The sequence below is a fragment of the Micromonospora salmantinae genome (genome assembly GCF_022230905.1).
Lineage (GTDB): Bacteria > Actinomycetota > Actinomycetes > Mycobacteriales > Micromonosporaceae > Micromonospora > Micromonospora salmantinae.
Map to the genome: position 1 here is coordinate 213,039 of NZ_JAKKFG010000012.1, position 20,006 is coordinate 233,044.

The 20,006-nt window shown below is 73.3% G+C and carries 17 protein-coding genes; 10 read left to right on the plus strand and 7 right to left on the minus strand.

Annotated features, from left to right (window positions below):
- Positions 1–3: 3 nt before the first annotated feature.
- Positions 4–1,692 carry a DEAD/DEAH box helicase gene (locus PSH03_RS11520; RefSeq protein ID WP_210785503.1) on the minus strand — a complete coding sequence of 563 codons (1,689 nt, stop codon included), beginning with the start codon at positions 1,690–1,692 and terminating at the stop codon, positions 4–6.
- Positions 1,693–2,042: 350 nt separating this feature from the next.
- Here PSH03_RS11520 and PSH03_RS11525 point away from each other — a divergent pair, with 350 nt between their 5' ends.
- Positions 2,043–2,684 carry a ferritin-like fold-containing protein gene (locus PSH03_RS11525; RefSeq protein ID WP_238689107.1) on the plus strand — a complete coding sequence of 214 codons (642 nt, stop codon included), beginning with the start codon at positions 2,043–2,045 and terminating at the stop codon, positions 2,682–2,684.
- Positions 2,685–2,760: 76 nt separating this feature from the next.
- Here the strand turns inward: PSH03_RS11525 and PSH03_RS11530 are convergent, their stop codons facing one another.
- Positions 2,761–2,988 (minus strand): DUF3107 domain-containing protein, encoded by a 228-nt coding sequence (locus PSH03_RS11530; RefSeq protein WP_088950288.1) that lies wholly within the window; start codon positions 2,986–2,988, stop codon positions 2,761–2,763.
- A gap of 64 nt (positions 2,989–3,052) precedes the next feature.
- Positions 3,053–3,691, minus strand: coding sequence for a TetR/AcrR family transcriptional regulator (locus PSH03_RS11535; RefSeq protein WP_030489514.1), 639 nt, complete (start codon positions 3,689–3,691; stop codon positions 3,053–3,055).
- Between the two features lie 1,727 nt (positions 3,692–5,418).
- Here PSH03_RS11535 and PSH03_RS32445 point away from each other — a divergent pair.
- From PSH03_RS32445 to PSH03_RS11565, 6 genes are all read left to right on the plus strand, one after another.
- Complete coding sequence (locus PSH03_RS32445) at positions 5,419–7,119, plus strand: hypothetical protein (protein WP_308194374.1); 1,701 nt, start codon at positions 5,419–5,421, stop codon at positions 7,117–7,119.
- A gap of 23 nt (positions 7,120–7,142) precedes the next feature.
- Positions 7,143–8,117 (plus strand): alpha/beta fold hydrolase, encoded by a 975-nt coding sequence (locus PSH03_RS11545; protein WP_238689108.1) that lies wholly within the window; start codon positions 7,143–7,145, stop codon positions 8,115–8,117.
- A 5-nt stretch (positions 8,118–8,122) separates the two neighbouring features.
- Positions 8,123–8,968 carry a DUF3152 domain-containing protein gene (locus PSH03_RS11550; RefSeq protein ID WP_210786562.1) on the plus strand — a complete coding sequence of 282 codons (846 nt, stop codon included), beginning with the start codon at positions 8,123–8,125 and terminating at the stop codon, positions 8,966–8,968.
- A gap of 104 nt (positions 8,969–9,072) precedes the next feature.
- Positions 9,073–9,894: a DUF3152 domain-containing protein gene (locus PSH03_RS11555; protein ID WP_238689109.1), complete on the plus strand. Its 822-nt coding sequence runs from the start codon at positions 9,073–9,075 to the stop codon at positions 9,892–9,894.
- A 123-nt stretch (positions 9,895–10,017) separates the two neighbouring features.
- Positions 10,018–11,199: an adenylyltransferase/sulfurtransferase MoeZ gene (gene moeZ, locus PSH03_RS11560; protein WP_196919866.1), complete on the plus strand. Its 1,182-nt coding sequence runs from the start codon at positions 10,018–10,020 to the stop codon at positions 11,197–11,199.
- Between the two features lie 179 nt (positions 11,200–11,378).
- The gene (locus PSH03_RS11565; RefSeq protein WP_238689110.1) at positions 11,379–12,215 is read left to right on the plus strand and encodes a prenyltransferase/squalene oxidase repeat-containing protein; all 837 of its coding nucleotides are present in this window, start codon (positions 11,379–11,381) and stop codon (positions 12,213–12,215) included.
- A gap of 12 nt (positions 12,216–12,227) precedes the next feature.
- Here PSH03_RS11565 and PSH03_RS11570 read toward each other — a convergent pair whose 3' ends face one another.
- Complete coding sequence (locus PSH03_RS11570) at positions 12,228–13,469, minus strand: glutamate-5-semialdehyde dehydrogenase (RefSeq protein WP_210786558.1); 1,242 nt, start codon at positions 13,467–13,469, stop codon at positions 12,228–12,230.
- Positions 13,470–13,586: 117 nt separating this feature from the next.
- The gene (gene proB / locus PSH03_RS11575; protein WP_210786555.1) at positions 13,587–14,744 is read right to left on the minus strand and encodes a glutamate 5-kinase; all 1,158 of its coding nucleotides are present in this window, start codon (positions 14,742–14,744) and stop codon (positions 13,587–13,589) included.
- A 13-nt stretch (positions 14,745–14,757) separates the two neighbouring features.
- Between proB and PSH03_RS11580 the strand changes: the two genes are divergently transcribed.
- The 3 genes from PSH03_RS11580 to PSH03_RS11590 are packed head-to-tail and all read left to right on the plus strand — an operon-like array spanning position 14,758 to position 18,026.
- On the plus strand, positions 14,758–15,072 hold the full coding sequence (locus tag PSH03_RS11580; RefSeq protein ID WP_196919863.1) for an MGMT family protein: 315 nt from the start codon (positions 14,758–14,760) through the stop codon (positions 15,070–15,072).
- A gap of 32 nt (positions 15,073–15,104) precedes the next feature.
- On the plus strand, positions 15,105–16,490 hold the full coding sequence (locus PSH03_RS11585; protein ID WP_238689111.1) for an MFS transporter: 1,386 nt from the start codon (positions 15,105–15,107) through the stop codon (positions 16,488–16,490).
- Positions 16,491–16,517: 27 nt separating this feature from the next.
- Positions 16,518–18,026: a pyridoxal phosphate-dependent decarboxylase family protein gene (locus PSH03_RS11590; RefSeq protein ID WP_238689112.1), complete on the plus strand. Its 1,509-nt coding sequence runs from the start codon at positions 16,518–16,520 to the stop codon at positions 18,024–18,026.
- Between the two features lie 52 nt (positions 18,027–18,078).
- Here the strand turns inward: PSH03_RS11590 and PSH03_RS11595 are convergent, their stop codons facing one another.
- Positions 18,079–19,284 carry a hypothetical protein gene (locus PSH03_RS11595; RefSeq protein WP_238689113.1) on the minus strand — a complete coding sequence of 402 codons (1,206 nt, stop codon included), beginning with the start codon at positions 19,282–19,284 and terminating at the stop codon, positions 18,079–18,081.
- Positions 19,277–19,834 (minus strand): SigE family RNA polymerase sigma factor, encoded by a 558-nt coding sequence (locus PSH03_RS11600; protein ID WP_372494740.1) that lies wholly within the window; start codon positions 19,832–19,834, stop codon positions 19,277–19,279. The genes PSH03_RS11595 and PSH03_RS11600 overlap by 8 nt, the downstream gene beginning before the upstream one ends.
- Positions 19,835–20,006: the final 172 nt, after the last annotated feature.

Consider the following 20,006-nt stretch of genomic DNA (forward strand, 5'->3'; position numbering starts at 1 on the left):
TGGTCAGTCCGCGGTCGCCTCGGCCGGCGCATCCGCACCGGAACCGCCACCACGGCGGCGGCGTCGGCGGCGCGGCTTGGACGCCTCGCCGTCGGACGCGGTGGCCGGCTCGGAGGGGCCGGCGTCGGCGGAGATCACAGCGGTCGCCTCGGCCGCGACCACCTCGCCGGCCCGGCGGCGACGCCGGCGGCGGGGGGTACGGGTGCCTTCGTCGGCGGCGTCGGCCGCAGGTGCCTCGGCGACGGCCGGCGTGCCGGCGTCGGAACGGTCGCGGCGGCCATCGCCCCGACCACGACGCTCGCCGCGACCCTCACCACGGCTCTCGCCGCGTCGGGGGCCCCGACCGCCGCTGTCGCCCCGACGGGAGCGGGTCGTCCCACCCAGATCCTCTTCGATCTCGGCGGACAGCCCGGCCCGGGTGCGCTCGGCCGTGGGCAGCGTGCCGCTGACCTCGGTGGAGATGTGCAGGTCGGTGTAGAGGTGCGGCGACGTGTGGTACGTCTCCGGCGGCTCCGGCATCTCCAGACCCAGGGTCTTGTCGATGATCCGCCAGCGCGGCATGTCGTCCCAGTCGACGAAGGTCACCGCCACACCCGTCGCGCCGGCCCGGCCGGTACGACCGATCCGGTGGGTGTAGGTGTCCTGGTCTTCCGGGCAGTCGTAGTTGATGACGTGGGTGACGCCGGTGACGTCCAGCCCACGGGCCGCCACGTCGGTGGCGACCAAGATGTCGATCTTGCCGGCCCGGAAGGCCCGCAGAGCCCGCTCGCGGGCGCCCTGGCCGAGGTCACCATGCACCGCGGCGACCGCGAACCCGCGGAAGTCGAGGTCCTCGGCGACCCGGTCGGCGGCCCGCTTGGTACGCGTGAAGATCATGGTCAGCCCACGCCCCTCCGCCTGGAGGATGCGCGCCACCACCTCGACCTTGTTCATCGAGTGGGTGCGGTAGACCAACTGCTGGGTCTGCGGCGACGGGCCGGTCTCGGCGGTGTGCCCGGCGTGGATCGTCATCGGCTGGCGCAGGAAGCGCCGAGACAGGGTGACGATCGGGTCCGGCATGGTGGCCGAGAAGAGCATCGTCTGCCGGTCTTCCGGAAGCATCGCCAGGATCTTCTCGACGTCGTCGAGGAAGCCCAGGTCGAGCATCCGGTCGGCCTCGTCCAGGACGAGTGCGTGCACCCGGTCGAGCCGGAGGTGCTTCTGCTTCTGCAGGTCCATCAGACGGCCGGGCGTGCCGACCAGGATCTCGACGCCCTTGCGAAGCGCGTCGATCTGCGGCTCGTACGCCACGCCGCCGTAGATCGGCAGCACCCGGACGCCACGCGTCCGGCCGGCGGCCGCCAGATCCTTGGCGACCTGGATGCCCAGCTCACGGGTGGGGACGACGACCAGCGCCTGGGGGACACCGTCGCTGCCCTCGCCCGGGGCGAAGACCCGGTCGAGCAGCGGTACGCCGAAGCCGAGGGTCTTGCCGGTGCCGGTGGGCGCCTGACCGATCAGGTCGACGCCGCGCAGCGCGATCGGGATCGCGTACTCCTGGATGGCGAAGGCGCGGGTGATGCCGGCCGAGGCCAGGGCCTCGACGGTTTCGGCGCGGGCGCCGAGTGCGGCGAACGTGGGGGCCTCCGGTCGTACCGGGGCGGTGGGGGCCAGTTCCTGGCCGTCCAGCAAATCTTGAGTCAGGTCGCTCATGTGGATGTGGGGGTGCCCTCTCGTGGGTGCGCCCGTCATGTCCTCAGGGCGCGTTCGGTATGACGCGGGCCACACGGTCGGCGGCAGATTGCCGAGCCGGACCGGGCCGCACGCGCGCCGCGGGCTGAGCTTCGATCAGATCGGCGCCCACGGCAACTGCTCCATGTTACCTGAACAGGCATGCCCCCGTCCCGATTCCCGGTCGGCCACTCGCCACGCGGGGCAAGCAATTGTGACCTACGCCACACTTATTGCCCGCCGCCCGCCCGTCGACCGTGAGCGTGGAGCTCGGTCGGGGTGCGCAGTGGGCGGGCCGCGCCTGAGGGCCGGTACGCGATAGCCTGCCGCTCGTGTCCGCCTCCGGTTCCGCGTACGCCGACCTGCTGGGTCTGGTCGCCTTCGGTGAGCTGCTCGCCTTCGAGCGAATGGCGGGCGATGCCCGGCTCGCTCCTGACCTGCGCCGCCGGGCCGCGCTGAACGAGATGGCCGCGGCCGAGATCGCCAACTACCGGCGCCTCGCCGACCGGCTCACCGCGTTGGGCGTACCGCCCGAGGATGCGATGGCGCCCTATGTCGAGCCGTTGCAGGCGTACCACGACTCGACCGAGCCACGGGACTGGGCGGAAGTGGTCACCAAGGCGTACGTGGGCGACGCGATCACCGACGACTTCGTTCGCGAGATCGCCGATGCGCTGGAGGAACCGGACCGGGCGCTGGTGCTGGACGTCCTGCACGACTCCCGGTACGCGGACTTCGCCGCTGCGGAGATCCGGGTGGCCGTCGCCGACGACCCCCGGGTGGCCGGTCGGCTGTCGATGTGGGCTCGGCGGCTGGTCGGCGAGGCGTTGTCCCAGGCCGGCCGCGTCGCCGCCGAGCGGGCCACCCTCACCGCGCTGATCGCACGCGACGGCCGGGTCGACGTGCCGGGGCTTTTCGGCAGGCTCACCACCGCGCACACCGCGCGGATGGCCGCCGCCGGGCTGAACAACTGACCACCCGGCCGGGTCGGCCGGGTGCCGGCCTGCGGCAGGTGGGCCGAGCGCCGACCTGCCGCGATGGCCGGACCAGTCAGCGGACGGTGAACCCGACCGCCCGGGACGACGCCTCGGCGATCTCGACGTAGGCGACCTTCTCGACCGGAACGATGACCCGCCGGCCCTTCTCGTCGGTCAGGGAGAGCGTGCCGCCGTTGCCGGCGAAGGCGTCGGTCACGATCTGCTCGATCTCGGCCGGCGACTGCGCGCTGTCCACTACCAGCTCGCGTGGCGCGTACTGCACGCCGATCTTGACCTCCACTGTGCCTCCTCAACTGGGGCGAAAGAACCGCCCTGCGAAGGCTATCCGATCACGGGGCCGGAGGTCAGGCTGACTCACCTTGCAGCGGGAAGCTCGCGATGCCCCGCCACGACAGCGCCGCCACCAACGCCTCCGCCTCGGCCTTCGGCACCTGCCGGCCGCCGGCCAGCCAGAACTGCGCTGCCGTCTCCGCCGCGCCGACCAGCCCGGAGGCGAGCAGCTCGGCGTGCGCCCGGCTCACCCCGGTGTCGGAGATGATGGTGTCGGTGATCGCCGCGATGCAGCCCTGCTCGACCCGCTCCACCCGCTGCCGCACGGCCGGGTCGTTGCGCAGATCCGACTCGAAGACGAGCCGGAACGCCTCGCTCTCGTGGTCGACGAAGTCGAAGTAGGCCCGTACCGATGCGCTGACCCGCTCCTTGTTGTCGCTGGTACCGCGCATCGCATCCTGCACCTGAGCGACGATGGCGTCACAGTGCGTGTCGAGCAGCGCCAGGTAGAGATCCATCTTTCCGGGAAAGTGTTGGTAGAGCACCGGCTTCGAGACCCCGGCCCGCTCGGCGATGTCGTCCATCGCGGCGGCGTGGTAGCCCTGCGCGACGAACACCTCCTGCGCCGCAGCGAGAAGCTGCTTACGACGCGCGGAGCGGGGCAGGCGGGTGGGCCGGCCAGCGGTCTGTGCACCGTTCCCCGCAGCGGTCATGGGATCCTCCGAGTTCTCCGTACGAGCCGGCGTTTTCCCCCCAGACCGGGCGAGGCCCGTGACCTCGGTCGTGGAAATGGCCCGCCGCTGTAACTTATCGCCACTCTCGGCACACGGTAGCCTCAGCGGGGGCGACCAAGGAGCGCGCGGTGAGTGAAACAGGGCAACCCGGAGCCGCCACCCCGGGAGAGCACGGTGACGGAGCGGGTCAGCACGACGACCCGAGCCGTTCCGTCAGTGGGTGGGCGCCTCCGGCGGGTGGGTGGCCCCGAGCCGCCGACCGCGAGGACGCCCGGGATGAGGCGCCGCGCTGGCAGCCCGACCCCGCGTCGGGCTGGCGGACCTCCTCGACACGGCACGGCGATCTACCATCGCCGCTGGTCGGCCGGTCGGGCGACCCCGAGTCGCCGGCCCGCACCAACGGCCACCACGTCAACGGCGCGCACCCGGACGACGTCAACGGCGTCCACCACCCTGGTCTCGAACCGTCCGCGGGACGCCTCACGCCGGTGAGCGCTCCGCCCGGGCTGCCCGCTGACGGCCGCCCTGCGGCGGCCAGCGACCGGCTCGTGGTGCCCGCCCAACGTCCCGCACCGCCGACTGAGCAGGGTGCCGTCGAGCCCGACCCCGGCCCCGCCCCACACTCCACCGTCGATCCGGCTGCCGCGCACCGTGCGCGCTGGGCCGAGCCCGGGTTACCCACCTCGGCCCCGCCGGCTGTCCAGGTGCCGCCCGTCGGCACCTCGGCGTCGGGTTTCGAGGTGCCGCCCGGTTTCCACGCGCCGACCGGCGAGCGGCTGGCCCCCGACGAAAGTCCGACAGCGCCACGCGACTGGCGGGACCCGCTCGCACCCGAGCCCGCGGCGACCTCGGGACGCACCCCGGGCCCGGCCCCGTCCGCCGACGAGGGCGAGCCCGGGCGCGCTGCCGAGGGTTCCCGACCGGCGGAGACGCATCGCGTCGGAGACGCGCACCGTCCCGGTGAAACGCACCGGGCCGGGGAGTCGTCGGCCATCGAGCCCGACTGGTCGGGGCCGAGCTGGAACCGCCCGAGCTGGGGTGGCGGGTGGGCCCCGCCCTGGTCCCGCCAGGACGACGAGCCGGCTGGCCCGGCAGCACGGGACGAGTCGGCGCCGGACTGGGTCGGCGAACCCCACCAGCCGTACGAGCCGGTGCGCGCCGAGGTGCCCCGTCCGTACGAGCCGGTGCGCGCCGATCCGCCTCGGGCGTACGAACCCGTCCGGGTCGAATCCGAGCCCACCCCGGAACGCTCCGCCGAACCGACCAGCGCGCCACCGGCTGACCGTCCGTCCTGGGCGGGGGGTGCGTCGCCGACCAGTGGTCCGCCTGCCGATCGTCCGTCCTGGGCGGGGTCCGGGGCGACCGGCGGACCTCGCGCCGACCGCCCGTCCTGGGCGGGCGGGGCCGATCCCGACCCCACCAGCGCGTCGCCGGCGCGGCCCTCCTGGGCTGGGGGGTCCGATCCGACGCCGACCAGCGTGCCGCCGGTTCGGCCGTCCTGGGCCGGCGGGTCCGAGGCGGCGACCAGCGTGCCGCCGGTACGACCGTCCTGGGCCGGCGGGTCCGAACCGCCCGCGACCGGCGCGGCGTCGACGCGGCCGTCCTGGGCCGGCGGTGCCGATCCGGCACCGGCCAGCTCCCCGCCGACGCGACCCTCCTGGGCCTCCAGCCCGGCATCGGCCGACCCGTCCGCACCGGCCGAGGCGATACCTCCGGCACCCGTCGGACCGCCTCCGGCTCCGGCCGGGCCACCTCCCACGCTGACCGACGCGCCACCGGCTCCGGCAGGCCCGTCGCTGGTCGCGGAGCGGTCGTCCTGGACCGGCGGTTCGCCGACGGCGAGCAGTTCCCGGGCCGAACGGCCGGACTGGTCCGAGGGCCGACTCCCGGCCACCCCGGTCGAGCGCCCGTCGTGGCCGGCCAGCCGATCGGCCGGCGCCGGTGGGGGCGACGGAGGCGAGACGCCCGGCCGGTCCCGGCCCGACGTCCGACCGACCGCACCGTTCCGGCTCCGGCCGGCGACACCCGAGCCCGGTCCGTCACCCGTCGAGCCGCCCCCATCGGCCGCGCCGGTAAACGGCTCGCCATCGACTGACGCCACCCCGTCCGCCACCGCAGCGGTCCCGCCCACCGCCGCCAAGGGTTCCGGCCGCCGCGATCAGCCCGCACCGGCGTCCGCCTCCGCCTACGCGGCGCGCCGATCCGCTCCGGACCCGACGTCGCCGGCCGACGACGGCCGGCAGTCGGCTGCGAGCGCGGTGGTGCTGCCGCAGCGCGTCCCCGCAGAACCGGACGTGCCCGTCGTGCCGGAGCCGCCAGCCGTGGAGCCACCCGCCGAAACCCCGGAACTCGCCCGCATCGCCACCCACCTGCGCCGGGACGACGAGCCAGCCCCACTGCGTGAGCGCCCCGAGGGGTTCGACGTCAACGCCATCCTGGACGCCGTCCGGGAGGTGGCCGGTGTCCGCGACGCGGCCCTGCGCCGCACGCCGGCGGGGGCGCACAGTCTGCGACTGGACCTGGCCGACGGTGCCGACCCGGCCGAGGTGAGCCGGCAGGTGGCCCGGCTGCTCCAGGAGCGGATGGGGTTGGCCGCGGCCCCGCAGAACGTGCCCGGCCTGCCCAGCACGCCACCGCCACCGGTCCGCCGTCGCGCGGCCGAGCCCGCCGAGCGGCGTACCCCGGAGACTCGAAACGCGGCTTCGCGCGATCCCGGCGAGATTCGGTCGGCCGAGTCGCCGACGGTCGCCCGCCCGTCCGGCGGTCGGGTCGAGTCCCCGCCGGCCGGCCCGGAGCAGCGGACCGGCACCGACTCGACCCGCCGCCGCCGGTCGAACGCTCCGCACCGGGGGCGCGCCACCGTGGAGGAACCCGGGTCGGTCTCGTCCGCGCCGACCGGCGCCGCGACCGGTAGCCCGGCGACGCTGGGCACGTCGTACTCCGGTGGTCAGGTGACCACGACGGAGTCGGCGCCGTCCCGGCCGCTGGAGACCGGCGGTACGCCGGGGCCCCGAGTGGTGATCGACCACGTGCAGGTCAGCACCTTCGGTCTGGACGCGAACGTGGAGGTCCGGCTGCTGGCCGGGGGCGACAGCGCCTCCGGGTACGCCACCGGGCCGGCGGTGGACGGCTACGTGTTGCGGCTCTGCGCGGTGGCGGCGGCTGCCGCGGTGGACGAGTTGCTGCGCGGTGCCGAGAACGCCGAGCGGGGGCGCTGTTTCGTCGAACACGCTGCGGTGGTGCCGTTCGGCAATTGCGAGGTGGCCACCGTGGTGGCGCTGCTGGTCTGTGAGGGCTGGGTCGAGCAGCTCGCCGGGTCGGCCCTGGTCGCGGGTGATCCCCGTCAGGCGGTGGTCCGGGCGACGCTGGCGGCGGTCAACCGTCGGCTGGAGGCGCTGCTGTCCTGAGTGGTCCGAGGCAGACTGGAGCAATGAGACGCGCCACCCTCTGGCCGGACCACCTGCTCCCCGACGACAGCGTTCCGCCGCCGTGGCCGGGCCGGGAAGTCCGCCTCGACGGACGGGTCACGTACGTCCGGGACACTCCGGCCACCGCCGCCGGCGCGGAGCCGGCGCTGTACGTGCACGGGTTGGGCGGGTCGTCGCAGAACTGGACCGACCTGGCCGGGCTGCTCGCCGACCGGCTGGACGGTCAGGCCATCGACCTGCCCGGCTTCGGCCGTAGCGAGCCGGGCCTGAGCTACACGATTCCGGCCTTCGCGGATCTGGTCGTCCGCTGGATCGAGCAAACCGGTCGAGGGCCTGTGCACCTGTTCGGCAACTCGCTGGGTGGCGCGGTCGCGGTCCAGGTCGCCGGGCTCCGGCCGGAGCTGGTCCGCACCCTCACCCTGATCTCCCCGGCGCTGCCGTTCCTGGATTTCCGGCGCTCGTTGCAGGGGCGGATGCTGCCGGTGCTCGCCATCCCCCGAGGTGAGCGGCTGGTCGCCCGGCACCTCACCCAGATGGCTCCCGAGGTGATGGCCCAGCAGGTGCTGGAGGCGTGCGTCGCCGACCTCAGCCGGATCTGCGATCAGCGCCGGGCCGAGGCGTTGGAGGAGATCCGGGTGCGGTACGAGGCCGAGCACTACGCCGCCGCGTACGTCCGGACGTTCCGTGGGCTGGTCTCCAGCTTCCTGCGGGCGTACCTGCCGGGGCCGGGGTCGCTGTGGCGCCTCGCCGAGGCGGTACGCGCACCGACCCTGGTGGTGGGCGGTCTTCAGGACCGTCTGGTCGACGTGCGGGTCGCGCCGCAGACCGCCCGGGTCATTGCGGACAGCCGATTGATGATGCTCGGCGGCGTCGGCCATGTGGCGCAGTTGGAGGTTCCCCGGCTGGTTGCCCGCGCGGTGGTCGGTCTGCTCGCCGAAACGGAGGACACCGCGGGGCGGTCTGATCTGGCAGGCTGACCTGGATGCCCAGCTCAGCCCGCCATCCTGCTCGCCGTCGGCGACGTTTCGCGCTGTTCGCCCAACTGGTGGCGGTGGTGGTGGCCGTCGGCGCGGCGGTGACAGTGATCGCCGAGGGGCCGGGTGGGCATCCCGGCGCTGACCGGTTGGCCGCCGAGGAGATCGGCCCGCCGCCGCTGGTGGCCGGGCCGCTGCCGCCCGACCCGTCGCCCTCTGACGCGGTTCCGTCCAGCCCGCCCCCGGTGTTGCGGGTGCCCGGCGTGGTTCCGAGCGCCGGCACGGGCGGGTTCGGCTATGACGCCCGCTCCGGCCCGGTGCTGGGTCGGGCGGGTGAGCTGCGGCGTTACCGGGTCGCTGTGGAGTCGGGCAGTGCCGAGGACGTCGCCGAGTTCGCCCTGGCGGTTGAGGCGGCGCTCGCCGGGCCGGGCAGTTGGGTCGACAGCGGCAGGTTGCGGCTACAGCAGGTGCCGGGGGCCGCGCCTCGGGACTTCACCGTCTACCTGGCCACCGCCCGCACCGCGGGTCGGATGTGCGCGACGGGTGGGGTGGACATCCGGATCGGCGGTCGCCCGTACACGTCCTGTCGGGCGCCCGGCCAGGTGATCATCAACCTGGATCGGTGGCGGTTGTCAGTGCCGCACTTCGTCTCGGCCGGCGTGCCGTTGACGGTCTACCGGACGTACGTGGTCAACCACGAGGTGGGTCACCAGCTCGGGCATCGGCACGAGCGCTGCCCCGGCGCGGGCCGGCCGGCGCCGGTGATGATGCAGCAGACGCTCTTCCTCAACGGCTGTCGGGTCAACCCGTGGCCGTATCTGAACGGGCGTCGATACGCCGGTCCCGCCCTGTGAGTTGCTCGGCCCGACACGCCGACTGTTGGCCCCTCCATCAGGCGTCTTGCGGCAATAGCGATAAAATCGGAGAAATGCCCGAATAATCTGGCAGGCTCGATCGTATGACGCCGTCGTCCCCTTACGGCCCGCCCCGGCCGCCCGAGCCCCGGGCGGCGTTGCGGGGTGTGCGTCCCGCGTTCGTCCGGATGCACCGGCGTCGTCGTCGCAGCATGCTCCTCGGCCTGCTCGTGCTCGCGGCCGCCATCGGGGTGACGGTGAGCCGGGGCGGCGAGTCGTCGGTCGAGCCTCCGGCCACCAGGCAGGGCGGAATGGGCCACGGAGGTGGGGTGGCCGCGCACCCGGCGTCCACCGGCTATCCGTCGGTCGGAGCGGGGCGCTTCACGGCGGCCGACGGCGAGACACCCGTGCACGGCACGGACGGGCCGCTGCACCGATACCGGGTCGTCGTCGAACGAGGCGCCGGCCAGGACGCGGACGTGTTCGCCGCCAGTGTGGACGAGGTGCTGGCCGACCCGCGCAGTTGGATCGCGTCCGATGAGCTGCGGGTGCAACGGGTGGCCGACGCCGGGGCCGCCGACTTCACCATCTACCTGGCCACCCCTGTCACGTCCGAGCGGATGTGCGCCGAGGGCGGGCTGACCACCGAGCGCTACACCTCCTGTCGCCTGCCCGGCCAGGTCATCATCAACCTGGCCCGCTGGATGGAGGCGGTCCCCGACTACGGCGCCTCGCTGGACACCTACCGGACCTACGTCATCAACCACGAGGTGGGCCATGAGTTCGGCGAGGAGCACGAGGCGTGCCCCGGCCCGGGGGAGCCCGCCCCGGTGATGCAGCAGCAGACGTACGGGCTGCACGGCTGCGTCGCCAACGCCTGGCCGTACCTCGACGGTCGTCGTTACGCGGGGGACATCGTCCCCTGATCTGCCGGGTCGTCGGTTATTCCCGCTCCCGCATACCGGACCACGTGTCGTCCCTCATGGCCGAGAGGGCTTCCCGCGAGCAACAATGGCGCGGTTCACACCGCCGATCCCGGGGAGTCCACCGTGTCGTTGCCCCCGCTCGTCGAGCCCGCCGCCGAGCTGACCGTAGACGAGATCCGCCGCTACTCACGTCACCTGATCATTCCGGACGTCGGGGTGACCGGCCAGAAGCGGCTGAAGAACGCCCGGGTGCTCTGTGTCGGCGCCGGTGGCCTCGGGTCGCCCGCCCTGATGTACCTCGCCGCGGCCGGGGTCGGCACGCTCGGCATCATCGACTTCGACACCGTCGACGAGTCGAACCTCCAGCGCCAGATCATCCACGGCGTGTCCGACATCGGCCGGTCCAAGGCCGAGTCCGCCGCCGCGTCGATCCGCGAGATCAACCCCCTGGTCAACGTGGAGATCCACAACACCGCGCTGGACCGGGAGAACGTCCGCGAGATCTTCGCCCAGTACGACCTGATCGTCGACGGCACCGACAACTTCGCCACCCGCTACATGGTCAACGACGCGGCGGTGCTGCTGGGTAAGCCGTACGTCTGGGGGTCGATCTACCGCTTCGACGGTCAGGCGTCGGTGTTCTGGGCCGAGCACGGCCCCTGCTACCGGTGCCTCTACCCGGAGCCGCCGCCGCCCGGCATGGTCCCCTCCTGCGCCGAGGGTGGCGTGCTCGGCGTGCTCTGCGCGTCGATCGGTTCGATCCAGGTGAACGAGGCGATCAAGCTGCTCACCGGCATCGGTGAGCCGCTGGTCGGCCGTCTGATGGTCTACGACGCCCTGGAGATGGAATACCGCAAGATCAAGGTCCGTAAGGACCCGAACTGCGCGCTCTGCGGCGACAACCCGACGGTCACCGACCTGCTGGAAGACTACGAGGACTTCTGCGGCGCGGTCTCCGAGGAGGCCCAGGAGGCGACGCTCGACTCGACCATCACCGCCCTGGAGCTCAAGGAGTGGCAGGACGCCGGCAAGGACATCTTCCTCGTCGACGTACGCGAGCCGGCCGAGTACGAGATCGTCCAGATCCCCGGCGCCACCCTGATCCCCAAGGGCGACATCATCTCCGGTGAGGCCCTCGCGAAGCTGCCACAGGACCGGCAGATCGTGCTGCACTGCAAGTCCGGCGTCCGCTCGGCGGAGGCGCTCGCCGCGCTCAAGGCGGCCGGATTCAAGGATGCCGTGCACGTGCAGGGCGGCGTGCTCTCCTGGATCAAGCAGATCGACCCGTCGCTGCCCGCGTACTGACCGGTCGAGCCGGGGCGGCCCTGGCGCGGCCACGCCGCCGCGCCGGGGTGGCCCACGCGGCTGCCCCGGCAAATCGACGCAGATGACGCCGAGCGGCCGTCCGGCCAGAGCGACGCAGCCATTCCGAGCTGGCCGATTCTCCGAGGCGGCATCGCGTCTGCGCAGGTAGCGTCTCCGCCGTGGTCGACTTGGAAGCCGCGATCGGGTTCGTCGTGGCGCATGGGGATGCGGTGGAACGCGCCCGCCTCTCCTGGCTCCGCAACGGCACGGCCGTGCCCGCCGAGTTGCTGGAGACGGCCGAGGTCGGCCAGTCACCGGACGGCGGCTGGCCGGCCACCTGGGGCGGCGAGGTCGCCTCGATCGACGCCACCTGCTTCCGGCTCGTCGAGCTGGACGACCTGGGCGCGCTCGGCCGTCCCGCCGCCCGCCGCGCCCTGGACTGGCTGGCGTCCCGGCAACAGGCCGACGGCGGTTGGGAAGAGGACGCGTCGCTGGCCGACTCGGCACCGGAGTGGGCCCGTCCCGGCGACCCGGAGGCCGGGTTCCTCGTGTCGGCCAACGCCGGTTTCTGGCTCACCGTCGCTGGCCTGGACGCCCGGGCCTCGGGTCCGCTCGACCATCGGGTCGGTGGGGCGTACGCCGGGGTGGTGCAGGCGGCGGCCCACTCGCTCGCCGCGCGGCTGCGCCCGGACGGTAGCTGGCCGTCGTACCTCGCCGCCGGCTGGCTGAGCGCGGCCGTGCTGCACCGGCAGGAGATGTTCCAGGAGTCCGCCCGGATCCAGGTGGCGCTCGCCGAGCGGATGCCGAAGATGACCCCCGGGGACGTGGCGTGGCTTGCGGCCACGTTGCGCCGCGCCGGCGTCGACCCCCAGGACTGGATCATGGTGCGGGCGCTGCGCCGGCTGACCGAGACCCAGCGCAGCGACGGCGGCTGGGAGAGCGACGACGGCCACCAGTTCGACGTGCACGCCACGCTGGCCGCGATCCGGGCGGCCCGGCCCACCCCGCCCGGCTGAGCCGCCCCGTCGCTAGCGCACGTGTCCGTCGCCGGTGACGACGTACTTGGTGCTGGTCAGCTCGGGCAGGCCCATCGGACCGCGAGCGTGCAGCTTCTGGGTGGAAATGCCGATCTCCGCACCGAAGCCGAACTCGCCCCCGTCGGTGAACCGGGTCGAAGCGTTCACCATCACCGCCGCCGCGTCCACCCTCGCCACGAAGTCGCGGGCCGCGCTGGCCGAGTCGGTGATGATCGCCTCGGTGTGCCCGGTGCCGAAGCGGCGGATGTGCGCGACCGCCGCGTCCAGTGAGTCCACCACCGCCACCGAGATGTCGGCGGACAGGTACTCGGTCGCGTAGTCCTCCTCGGTCGCCGGAACCACGGCGGCGGAGTGGGCGGCCACCTCGGGTGAGCCGTGCACTGTCACCCCCGCCTCGGCGAACGCGGCCAGCACCGGCGGCAGGAACGCGTCGGCGATGCCCGCGTGCACCAGCAGCGACTCGGCGGTGTTGCAGGTGGACAGGCGTTGCGTCTTGGCGTTCAGCGTCACCGCGACGGCCTTCGCCAGGTCGGCGGCGGCGTCGACGTAGACGTGGCAGTTGCCCACCCCGGTCTCGATCACCGGCACTGTCGACTCCTCGACCACGGTGCGGATCAGCGATGCGCCACCGCGCGGAATGAGCACGTCGACGAGACCTCGGGCGCGCATCAGCTCCTTGACCGAGTCACGGGAGCTGGCGTCGAGCAACTGCACCGCGTCGGCGGGCAGACCGGCCCCGGCGACCGCGTCGCGCAGCACCGCGACCAGCGCGGCGTTCGAGTGTGCGGCCGACGACGACCCGCGCAGCAGCGCCGCGTTGCCGGACTTGAGGCAGATCCCGGCGGCGTCCACCGTCACGTTGGGCCGCGCCTCGTAGATGATGCCGACCACCCCGAACGGCACCCGGATCTGGCGCAGCTCCAGGCCGTTGGGCAGGGTGGACCCGCGGACCACCTCGCCGACCGGGTCGGGCAACGCGGCCATCTCACGCAGCGCGTCGGCGATGCCGGCCACCCGACCCCCGTCGAGCGCGAGCCGGTCCAGCACGGCCGCGCTCAGCCCGGCCTCACGGCCAGCCGCCAGGTCCGTCTCGTTCGCGGTCAGGATCTCCGGGGTACGCGCCACCAGCGCGTCGGCCATCGCCACCAGCGCGACGTCCTTGACCGTACGCGTGGCCACTGCCAACTCAGCGGCGGCGTCCCTCGCCCGTCGCGCCTGCTCAACCACGCTCATGCCAGCACTCCGCTTCGCTCCGTGTCGACCTGAGGCACCAGAGCCCTGAATCGATGATTCGCTCGCTGACGCTCGCTCATGCCAACGCTCCTCAGATGGGGTGGGAAGGTCCTCGGGTCACAGCAGCACCAGGTCGTCGCGGTGGACGACCTCTCGTTCGTACGCCGGGCCGAGCGCCGCGGCGAGTTCGGACGTGGAGCGGCCGAGCAGCCCCGGTAGCTCCACCGCGTCGTAGTTGACCAGCCCGCGGGCGACCGATGCGCCGGCGGTGTCCACCAGGTCCACCGGGTCGCCCGCCGTGAACGTGCCGTCCACGGCGGTGATGCCGGCCGGGAGCAGCGACTTGCGCCGCCCGACGACGGCGGCGACCGCGCCCGGGTCGAGGTGCAGCCGCCCCCGGGGTGAGGTGGCGTGGGCCAGCCAGAACAGCCGGGCCGTCGGCCGTCGCCGCTGCGGGTGGAAGAGCGTGCCGACCGGTTCGCCGGCCAGTGCCGGCGTGGCCAGGTCGGCGGCGGTGAGCACCACCGGGATGCCGAAGCCGGTGGCGATCCGCGCGGCCTCGACCTTGGTCACCATGCCACCGGTGCCGACGCCGGACCGGCCGGCCCCGCCGATGGTGATGCCGGAGAGGTCCGCGTCGTCGCGTACCTCGGCGATCCTGGTCGAGCGCGGGTTGGTGGGGTCACCGGTCCAGAGCGCGTCCACGTCGGAGAGGAGCACCAGCAGGTCGGCGTGCACCAGCGCGGCCACCAGGGCGGCCAGCCGATCGTTGTCGCCGAACCGGATCTCCTGGGTGGCCACCGTGTCGTTCTCGTTGACGATCGGCACCGCCCGCAGGTCGAGCAGCTTGCGCAGCGTCCGGTACGCGTTGCGGTAGTGCGCTCGCCGGGTCACGTCGTCGACGGTGAGCAGCACCTGCCCGACGGTGCGGCCGTGCCGGGCGAAGCTGGCCGCGTACCGGCCGATCAGCAGCCCCTGCCCGACGCTGGCGGCGGCCTGCTGGGTGGCCAGGTCGCGCGGGCGTCGGGACAGCCCGAGCGGGGCGAGCCCGGCGGCGATGGCGCCGGAGGAGACCAGCACCACCTCGCGCCCTTCGGCGGTGAGCCGACCGAGGGTGTCGACCAGCGTGTCGACGCGCTCGTCGGCCAACCCGCCGGTGGCGGTGGTCAACGAGGAGGATCCGATCTTGACGACGACCCGCCGGGCCGTCGTGACTGCGTCGCGCACCCGACCATTCTGCGTGGTCACGGCCGCACCGCCCGGCGGCGTTCCCATATGGTGGCGGATTGTGACTCCAGACGAGTACGTCGAGGCGGTGCTCGACCTGGTCGAGCGGATCCCGGAGGGCCGGGTCATGTCGTACGGCGGGGTGGCCGACGCGCTGTCCGAGCGCTCGGGCCGTGCCTCGGCCCGGTTGGTCGGCAACATCATGGCCCGGCACGGAGGCTCGGTGCCCTGGCATCGGGTGGTGACCGCGAGTGGTCGACTGCCGCCGGGGCACGAACGGGAGGCGCGGGCCCGACTGCGGGCCGAGGGTGTGCCGCTGCGCGGCGAGGGTGTGGACATCGCGGCGGCAGGCTGGTCGCCTGATGAGGGGATGTGACCGCCGCCCTAACGTGAGTAACATTCGGGCCCATGAAAACGCCGCCGGGCGCCGGCTCGTCAGCCACCGGCTCGCTGCCCCGATCGGTGCACGCCGGCTACGCGCTCGGTTCCCTGGCGACCGGAGCGTTCGGCACCGTGCCCGGCCTGCTGCTGCTGCCGTACCTGACCGACACCCTGGGCGTGGCCGCCGGACTGGCCGCCCTGCTGGTACTGCTGCCCAAGGCATGGGACGTGCTGGTCAACCCGGTCGCCGGGCGGATCTCCGACCGCACCCGGTCGCGGTGGGGCGCCCGCCGGCCGTACCTGCTCGTGGCCGGCCTCGCGCTCGCCGTCCTGTTCGCGTCGATCTTCGCCGCGCCCTTCGGTAACGGTCCGGCGGCCGTGGCGTACGTGGCGTTCGCGTTCCTCGCCACCGCCACCGCGTTCGCCTTCTTCCAGGTGCCGTACGTGGCGATGCCGGCGGAGCTGACCGGCGACTACGCCGAGCGCACCCGGTTGATGACCTGGCGGATCGCGGTGCTGGCGCTGGCCATCCTGGTCTCCGGCGCGGTCGCGCCGCTGGTGGTGAGCGCCGGTGGTGACGGCGTGGCCGGGCACCGCTGGATGGGCCTGTTCGTGGCGGTGCTGATCGCCCTCGGCGCCCTCGGCGCGTTCCTGGGCACCCGGTCCGCGCCGACCGGCACGATGGGCGAGAGCGAGCCGACGCTGCGCGCCCAGCTCGCCGTGGCCGGCGCCAACCGTCCGTTCCGGGCACTGCTGATCTGCTTCGTGGTGCAGTCCGCCGGGGTGGCGACGATCCTGGCCGGGGTCAACTACTTCGCCGGGCAGATCCTGCGCGACGAGGAGAGCGGGCCGACCCTGCTCTTCGTCTGCTTCGTCGGGCCGGCGCTGCTGGTGATGCCGATCTGGAGCCGGATCGGTGCCCGGCTGGGCAAGCGCACCGCGCTGGTCGTCGCCTCGCTGATCCTCGCCGTCGGTGCGTTCGCCCTGGTCGCCGCACCGGCGTTGCCGGCGGTGGCCGTCTATCTCGTGGTCGCGCTGATCGGCGTGGGGTACGCCGGGCAGCAGGTCTTCGCGCTGGCCATGTTGCCGGACTGCATCGCGCACGAGACGGCGCGCACCGGTCGACGGCAGGCGGGCGTCTTCACCGGGCTGTGGACCGCCGGGGAGACCTTCGGCCTGGCGCTCGGCCCCGGTATCTACGGGCTGGTGCTCCAGCTCTCCGGCTACGTGTCCTCCGACACCGGCTCGGCGGCGGCCCAGTCCGACACGGCGAGACTGGGTGTCCTCCTCGGTTTCACGCTGATCCCGGCCCTGCTGATCGCCCCTCCGATCCTCCTGCTCCGCCAGTACACCCTCACCGCCCACAGCGACCTGGTCGATCACGGAGTTGTGGTGGGGGACGAAAGCCGTTGACCGTCACGAGAAGGGCACCGTAACTCCATGATCGACGAGAACAGGGTTGAGGCTGGGGCGCTTTCCGCCACCGGGGTTCCGGCGGAACGGGTTCTGGAGGAGGTACGGGAGCTGCGGGCCAGTGACGCGCCCACCCACGGCGGACGGCTGTTCGCGTACGTCTACGACCCGGCGGTGCCCGGGCTGGACGAGCTGGCCGCCGCCGCCCACCGGGAGAGCGCGCACGTCAACGGGTTGGACCCGACCGCGTTCCCGTCCCTGCTGGCCATGGAGAACGCGCTGGTCGGCGCCGCCGGCCGGGTGCTGGGCGCCGGCCCCGGGACCACCGCCCCGGACGTCGTCGGCAGCGTCACCAGCGGCGGCACCGAGTCACTGATCCTCGCCGTCAAGACCGCTCGGGACGCCCACCCGGAGATCACCGCGCCTCGGATCGTGGTGCCGTCGAGCGCCCACGCGGCATTCGCCAAGGCGGCGCACTACCTGCGGGTGGCGCTGGACGTCGTGCCAGTCTCCCCGGAGACGCTGCGTCCCGATCCGGCCGCGATGGCCGCCGCGATCCGTCCGGAGACGGTCCTGGTCGCCTGCTCCGCGCCGTCCTACGCGCACGGGGTGGTGGACCCGGTCACGCAGATCGCGGCCGCCGCGGCCGAGGCCGGGGTGCGCTGCCACGTCGACGCCTGCTTCGGCGGCTGGACCCTGCCGTACCTGCGTCGGCTCGGGGAGCCGGTGCCGCCGTTCGACTTCGCGGTGCCCGGGGTCACCTCCATCTCGGTCGACCTGCACAAGTACGCGTACGCCCCGAAGGGGGTGTCCGTGCTGCTGCACCGCGACGCCACGCTGCGCGCCCCGCAGTACTTCGCGTACGCGGACTGGCCCGGCTACACCATGATCAATCCGGTGATCGCGTCCACCCGCTCGGGCGGTCCGATCGCCGCCGCTTACGCCACAGTGCGGCACCTCGGCGACGAGGGTTACCTGCGGCTGGCCGCCATCACCCGGGACGCGGTAACCGGGCTGGCCGATGCGGTCCGCGCCGTCGACGGCTTGCGGCTGATGGCCGAGCCCGAGTCGACAGTCGTCTGCTTCACCGCCACCGAGGGCGGGCCCGACCTGTTCGTCCTGGTCGACGAGCTGACCGCGCGGGGCTGGCACACCCAACCCCAGCTCTCGTACGCCGGTCTGCCCGCCAGCGTGCACCTCACGGTGACCGCCGCGGTCGCGCCCCGGGTCGCCGAGTTCGGGCCGGACCTGACCGACGCGGTGGCCGCAGCCAGGGCCGCCGGCCCGGTGCGGCTGCCCGCCGAGTTGGCAGCCCTGGTCGGCGCGCTGACCCCCGAGGCGCTGACCCCGGACCTGATCGTCGGCCTGGCCGCCGGGCTGGGCCTGGGCGGCGAAGTGGGTTCGGACGCGGGACCACTGCCGGAGCGGATGGCGCTGGTGAACACCCTGCTCGACGCCGCGCCATCGGCGCTGCGCGAGCGGTTGCTCGTGGAATTCGTCAGCCTGCTGCAACGCCCCAGCTGGGCGCCCAGCTGACCGCGCGGCAACGGGCCCGGCCGTCGGTGCCAGCCGGGCCCGATCGGCCGGATCAGGGAGCCACCCGCACCTCCACGAAGTTGTTCTTGAAGGTCAGGTCCTGCCAGCGCCGGTCCTGGTCGTCGTAGTGCACCACCCGGACGCTGGGCTGTCTCAACGCCGTGGGATCGACCAGCAGATGGAACGTGTACGTCCGGCGCTCCCCGGCCCGCAGGCCGGCTGTGCGGCAGGTCGTCCCCGAGTCGTCGCCTCCCCGCCACGGCACGCAGATCGACGAGTCGGCAGTGCTCATCGCCCCGATCTGGCCAATTTCGGCGAAGCCGACGTGTGCCACGTCCACCGGCCCCGTGTTGGTCAGGCTCAGGCTCAGGGTGCCCGGACGTTTCCCGTCGGCACCGGCCGGCCCGAGTACGAGGTTGCCGCCGGTCAGCACCAGGTCGGTCAGCCGAGGGTCCTTGCCGAAGGACCTCGGCCCGTCGCTCTGGGTGAACCGGCCGTCGTGCCAGCGGTACGTCCGCCACTGGTTCTGCGCCCAGTAACTCGGCGTCGAGCAGCAGGGCTGGATGTCGGCCACCTGAGCCCGCACCTTCCCGTCCTCGGTGACGGCGGCGTCCGTGATGTCGTCGAGCCCCTCCATGGTGCCGACGACCCGAGCCATGGTCACGATGCGACCGTGCCGGTCGCGGTCGAACGCGACGAGTTGTTTCGCCGAGGCCTCGCCGAGCCGGCAGGTGACCAGGGCGACCGTCTCGGTCGCGCCATCGCCGTCCAGGTCGGTGTAGCCCAGGTCCAGGTCCGCCAGTGTCGACACACCCGTGTCGCGTCCCGAAGGCCGCAGCCGAACGTCCGAGGTGGCGCAGTGCGACGCGTACGAGGGCCAGGCCGGCAGGTCGACGCGGGCGGCCAGCAACTGGGCCCGGCTGATCCGGCCGTCCGGCGCGGCCGGACTCGTGGTCGTGGTGGTGCTGGGCGTCAGCGGGGTCGACGGCGTCGGTGCGGGAGCGCTCGGCGGTGGTGTGGTCGGCTCGCCGGTCTGCGCCGGCGTCGGAACCGATCCGTCGTTCCGCAGGGCGGCGTTGGCGACGATCGGTGCGACCGCCAGGACAATCGCCGTCACGGCCACCGCCGCAGCCCTCGCCTGCCGACGCCGACGAAGGGTACGCCGGGCCTGGTCAGGTCCCGGACCGGCGATCTGGGAGATCGTCTCGGCACGGTACGCAGCGAACCGCTCCCGTAGCCGCGGGTCGATGTCAGACATTGCCCATCCCCTCGATGCTCTCGTCGAGCAGCCCCGCCAGCGCTGTCCGGCCGCGGTGCAACCAGGACTTGACAGTGCCCTCGGCCACCCCCTCCTGACTCGCTATCTCACTGACCGGCAGGTCGGCGAGGTAGTGCAGGATGACGGCCCGCCGGTGGTTGGCGGGCAGTCGGGCCAGCGCGGCGTCGATCGCCACCCGATCGGGCGTCGGCCCGGCCATCGTGGCCTCGGCCCGCCGCTGCCGGAGCAGGTGGTTGCGCGCGGTTCGGAGCCGCCGCCAACGGCTCCGGGCGAGGTTCCAGGCGACCTGCCGGACCCAGGCGACCGGGTCGTCGTACCGGGCCAGCCGGTCCCACCGGGCCAGGGCCCGGCAGAACGCCTCCTGCGCGAGGTCCTGAGCCTGTGAGAGGTCGCCCACGTAGGCGCCCAGTTGGCTGGTCACGTTGCGAAAGTGCGCGTGGTAGAAGTCGTCGAAGCTCACCGTCGTGGTGCGCTGCCCGGCCATCGCGGCAATCGCCCCCGGTGGCTCGTTGGCACGGGCTCCCGTCATCACTGTCACTGCCCCTCCCCGTTCACCGTCGGGCCCGTACCCGAGGCGGTCGTACCACTCGCTGATCGGGGTCGTTCCCGTGCTCCCCGTTGTCGGCGCTCCTGCTCGGCGTGCCGTACCCCGTTAGAAGTCCCGAACGGGCCTCGGGGTTGCAGCCCGACACCGTGGTTCG

Bases quoted from the DNA above. Each gene is read 5' to 3' on its own strand.
- PSH03_RS11520 (WP_210785503.1), bottom strand. From the start codon at position 1,692: ATGAGCGACCTGACTCAAGATTTGCTGGACGGCCAGGAACTGGCCCCC.
- PSH03_RS11535 (WP_030489514.1), bottom strand. From the start codon at position 3,691: ATGACCGCTGCGGGGAACGGTGCACAGACCGCTGGCCGGCCCACCCGC.
- PSH03_RS11545 (WP_238689108.1), top strand. From the start codon at position 7,143: ATGAGACGCGCCACCCTCTGGCCGGACCACCTGCTCCCCGACGACAGC.
- PSH03_RS11550 (WP_210786562.1), top strand. From the start codon at position 8,123: ATGCCCAGCTCAGCCCGCCATCCTGCTCGCCGTCGGCGACGTTTCGCG.
- PSH03_RS11555 (WP_238689109.1), top strand. From the start codon at position 9,073: ATGACGCCGTCGTCCCCTTACGGCCCGCCCCGGCCGCCCGAGCCCCGG.
- PSH03_RS11570 (WP_210786558.1), bottom strand. From the start codon at position 13,469: ATGAGCGTGGTTGAGCAGGCGCGACGGGCGAGGGACGCCGCCGCTGAG.
- proB (WP_210786555.1), bottom strand. From the start codon at position 14,744: ATGGGAACGCCGCCGGGCGGTGCGGCCGTGACCACGCAGAATGGTCGG.
- PSH03_RS11585 (WP_238689111.1), top strand. From the start codon at position 15,105: ATGAAAACGCCGCCGGGCGCCGGCTCGTCAGCCACCGGCTCGCTGCCC.
- PSH03_RS11590 (WP_238689112.1), top strand. From the start codon at position 16,518: ATGATCGACGAGAACAGGGTTGAGGCTGGGGCGCTTTCCGCCACCGGG.
- PSH03_RS11595 (WP_238689113.1), bottom strand. From the start codon at position 19,284: ATGTCTGACATCGACCCGCGGCTACGGGAGCGGTTCGCTGCGTACCGT.
- PSH03_RS11600 (WP_372494740.1), bottom strand. From the start codon at position 19,834: ATGACGGGAGCCCGTGCCAACGAGCCACCGGGGGCGATTGCCGCGATG.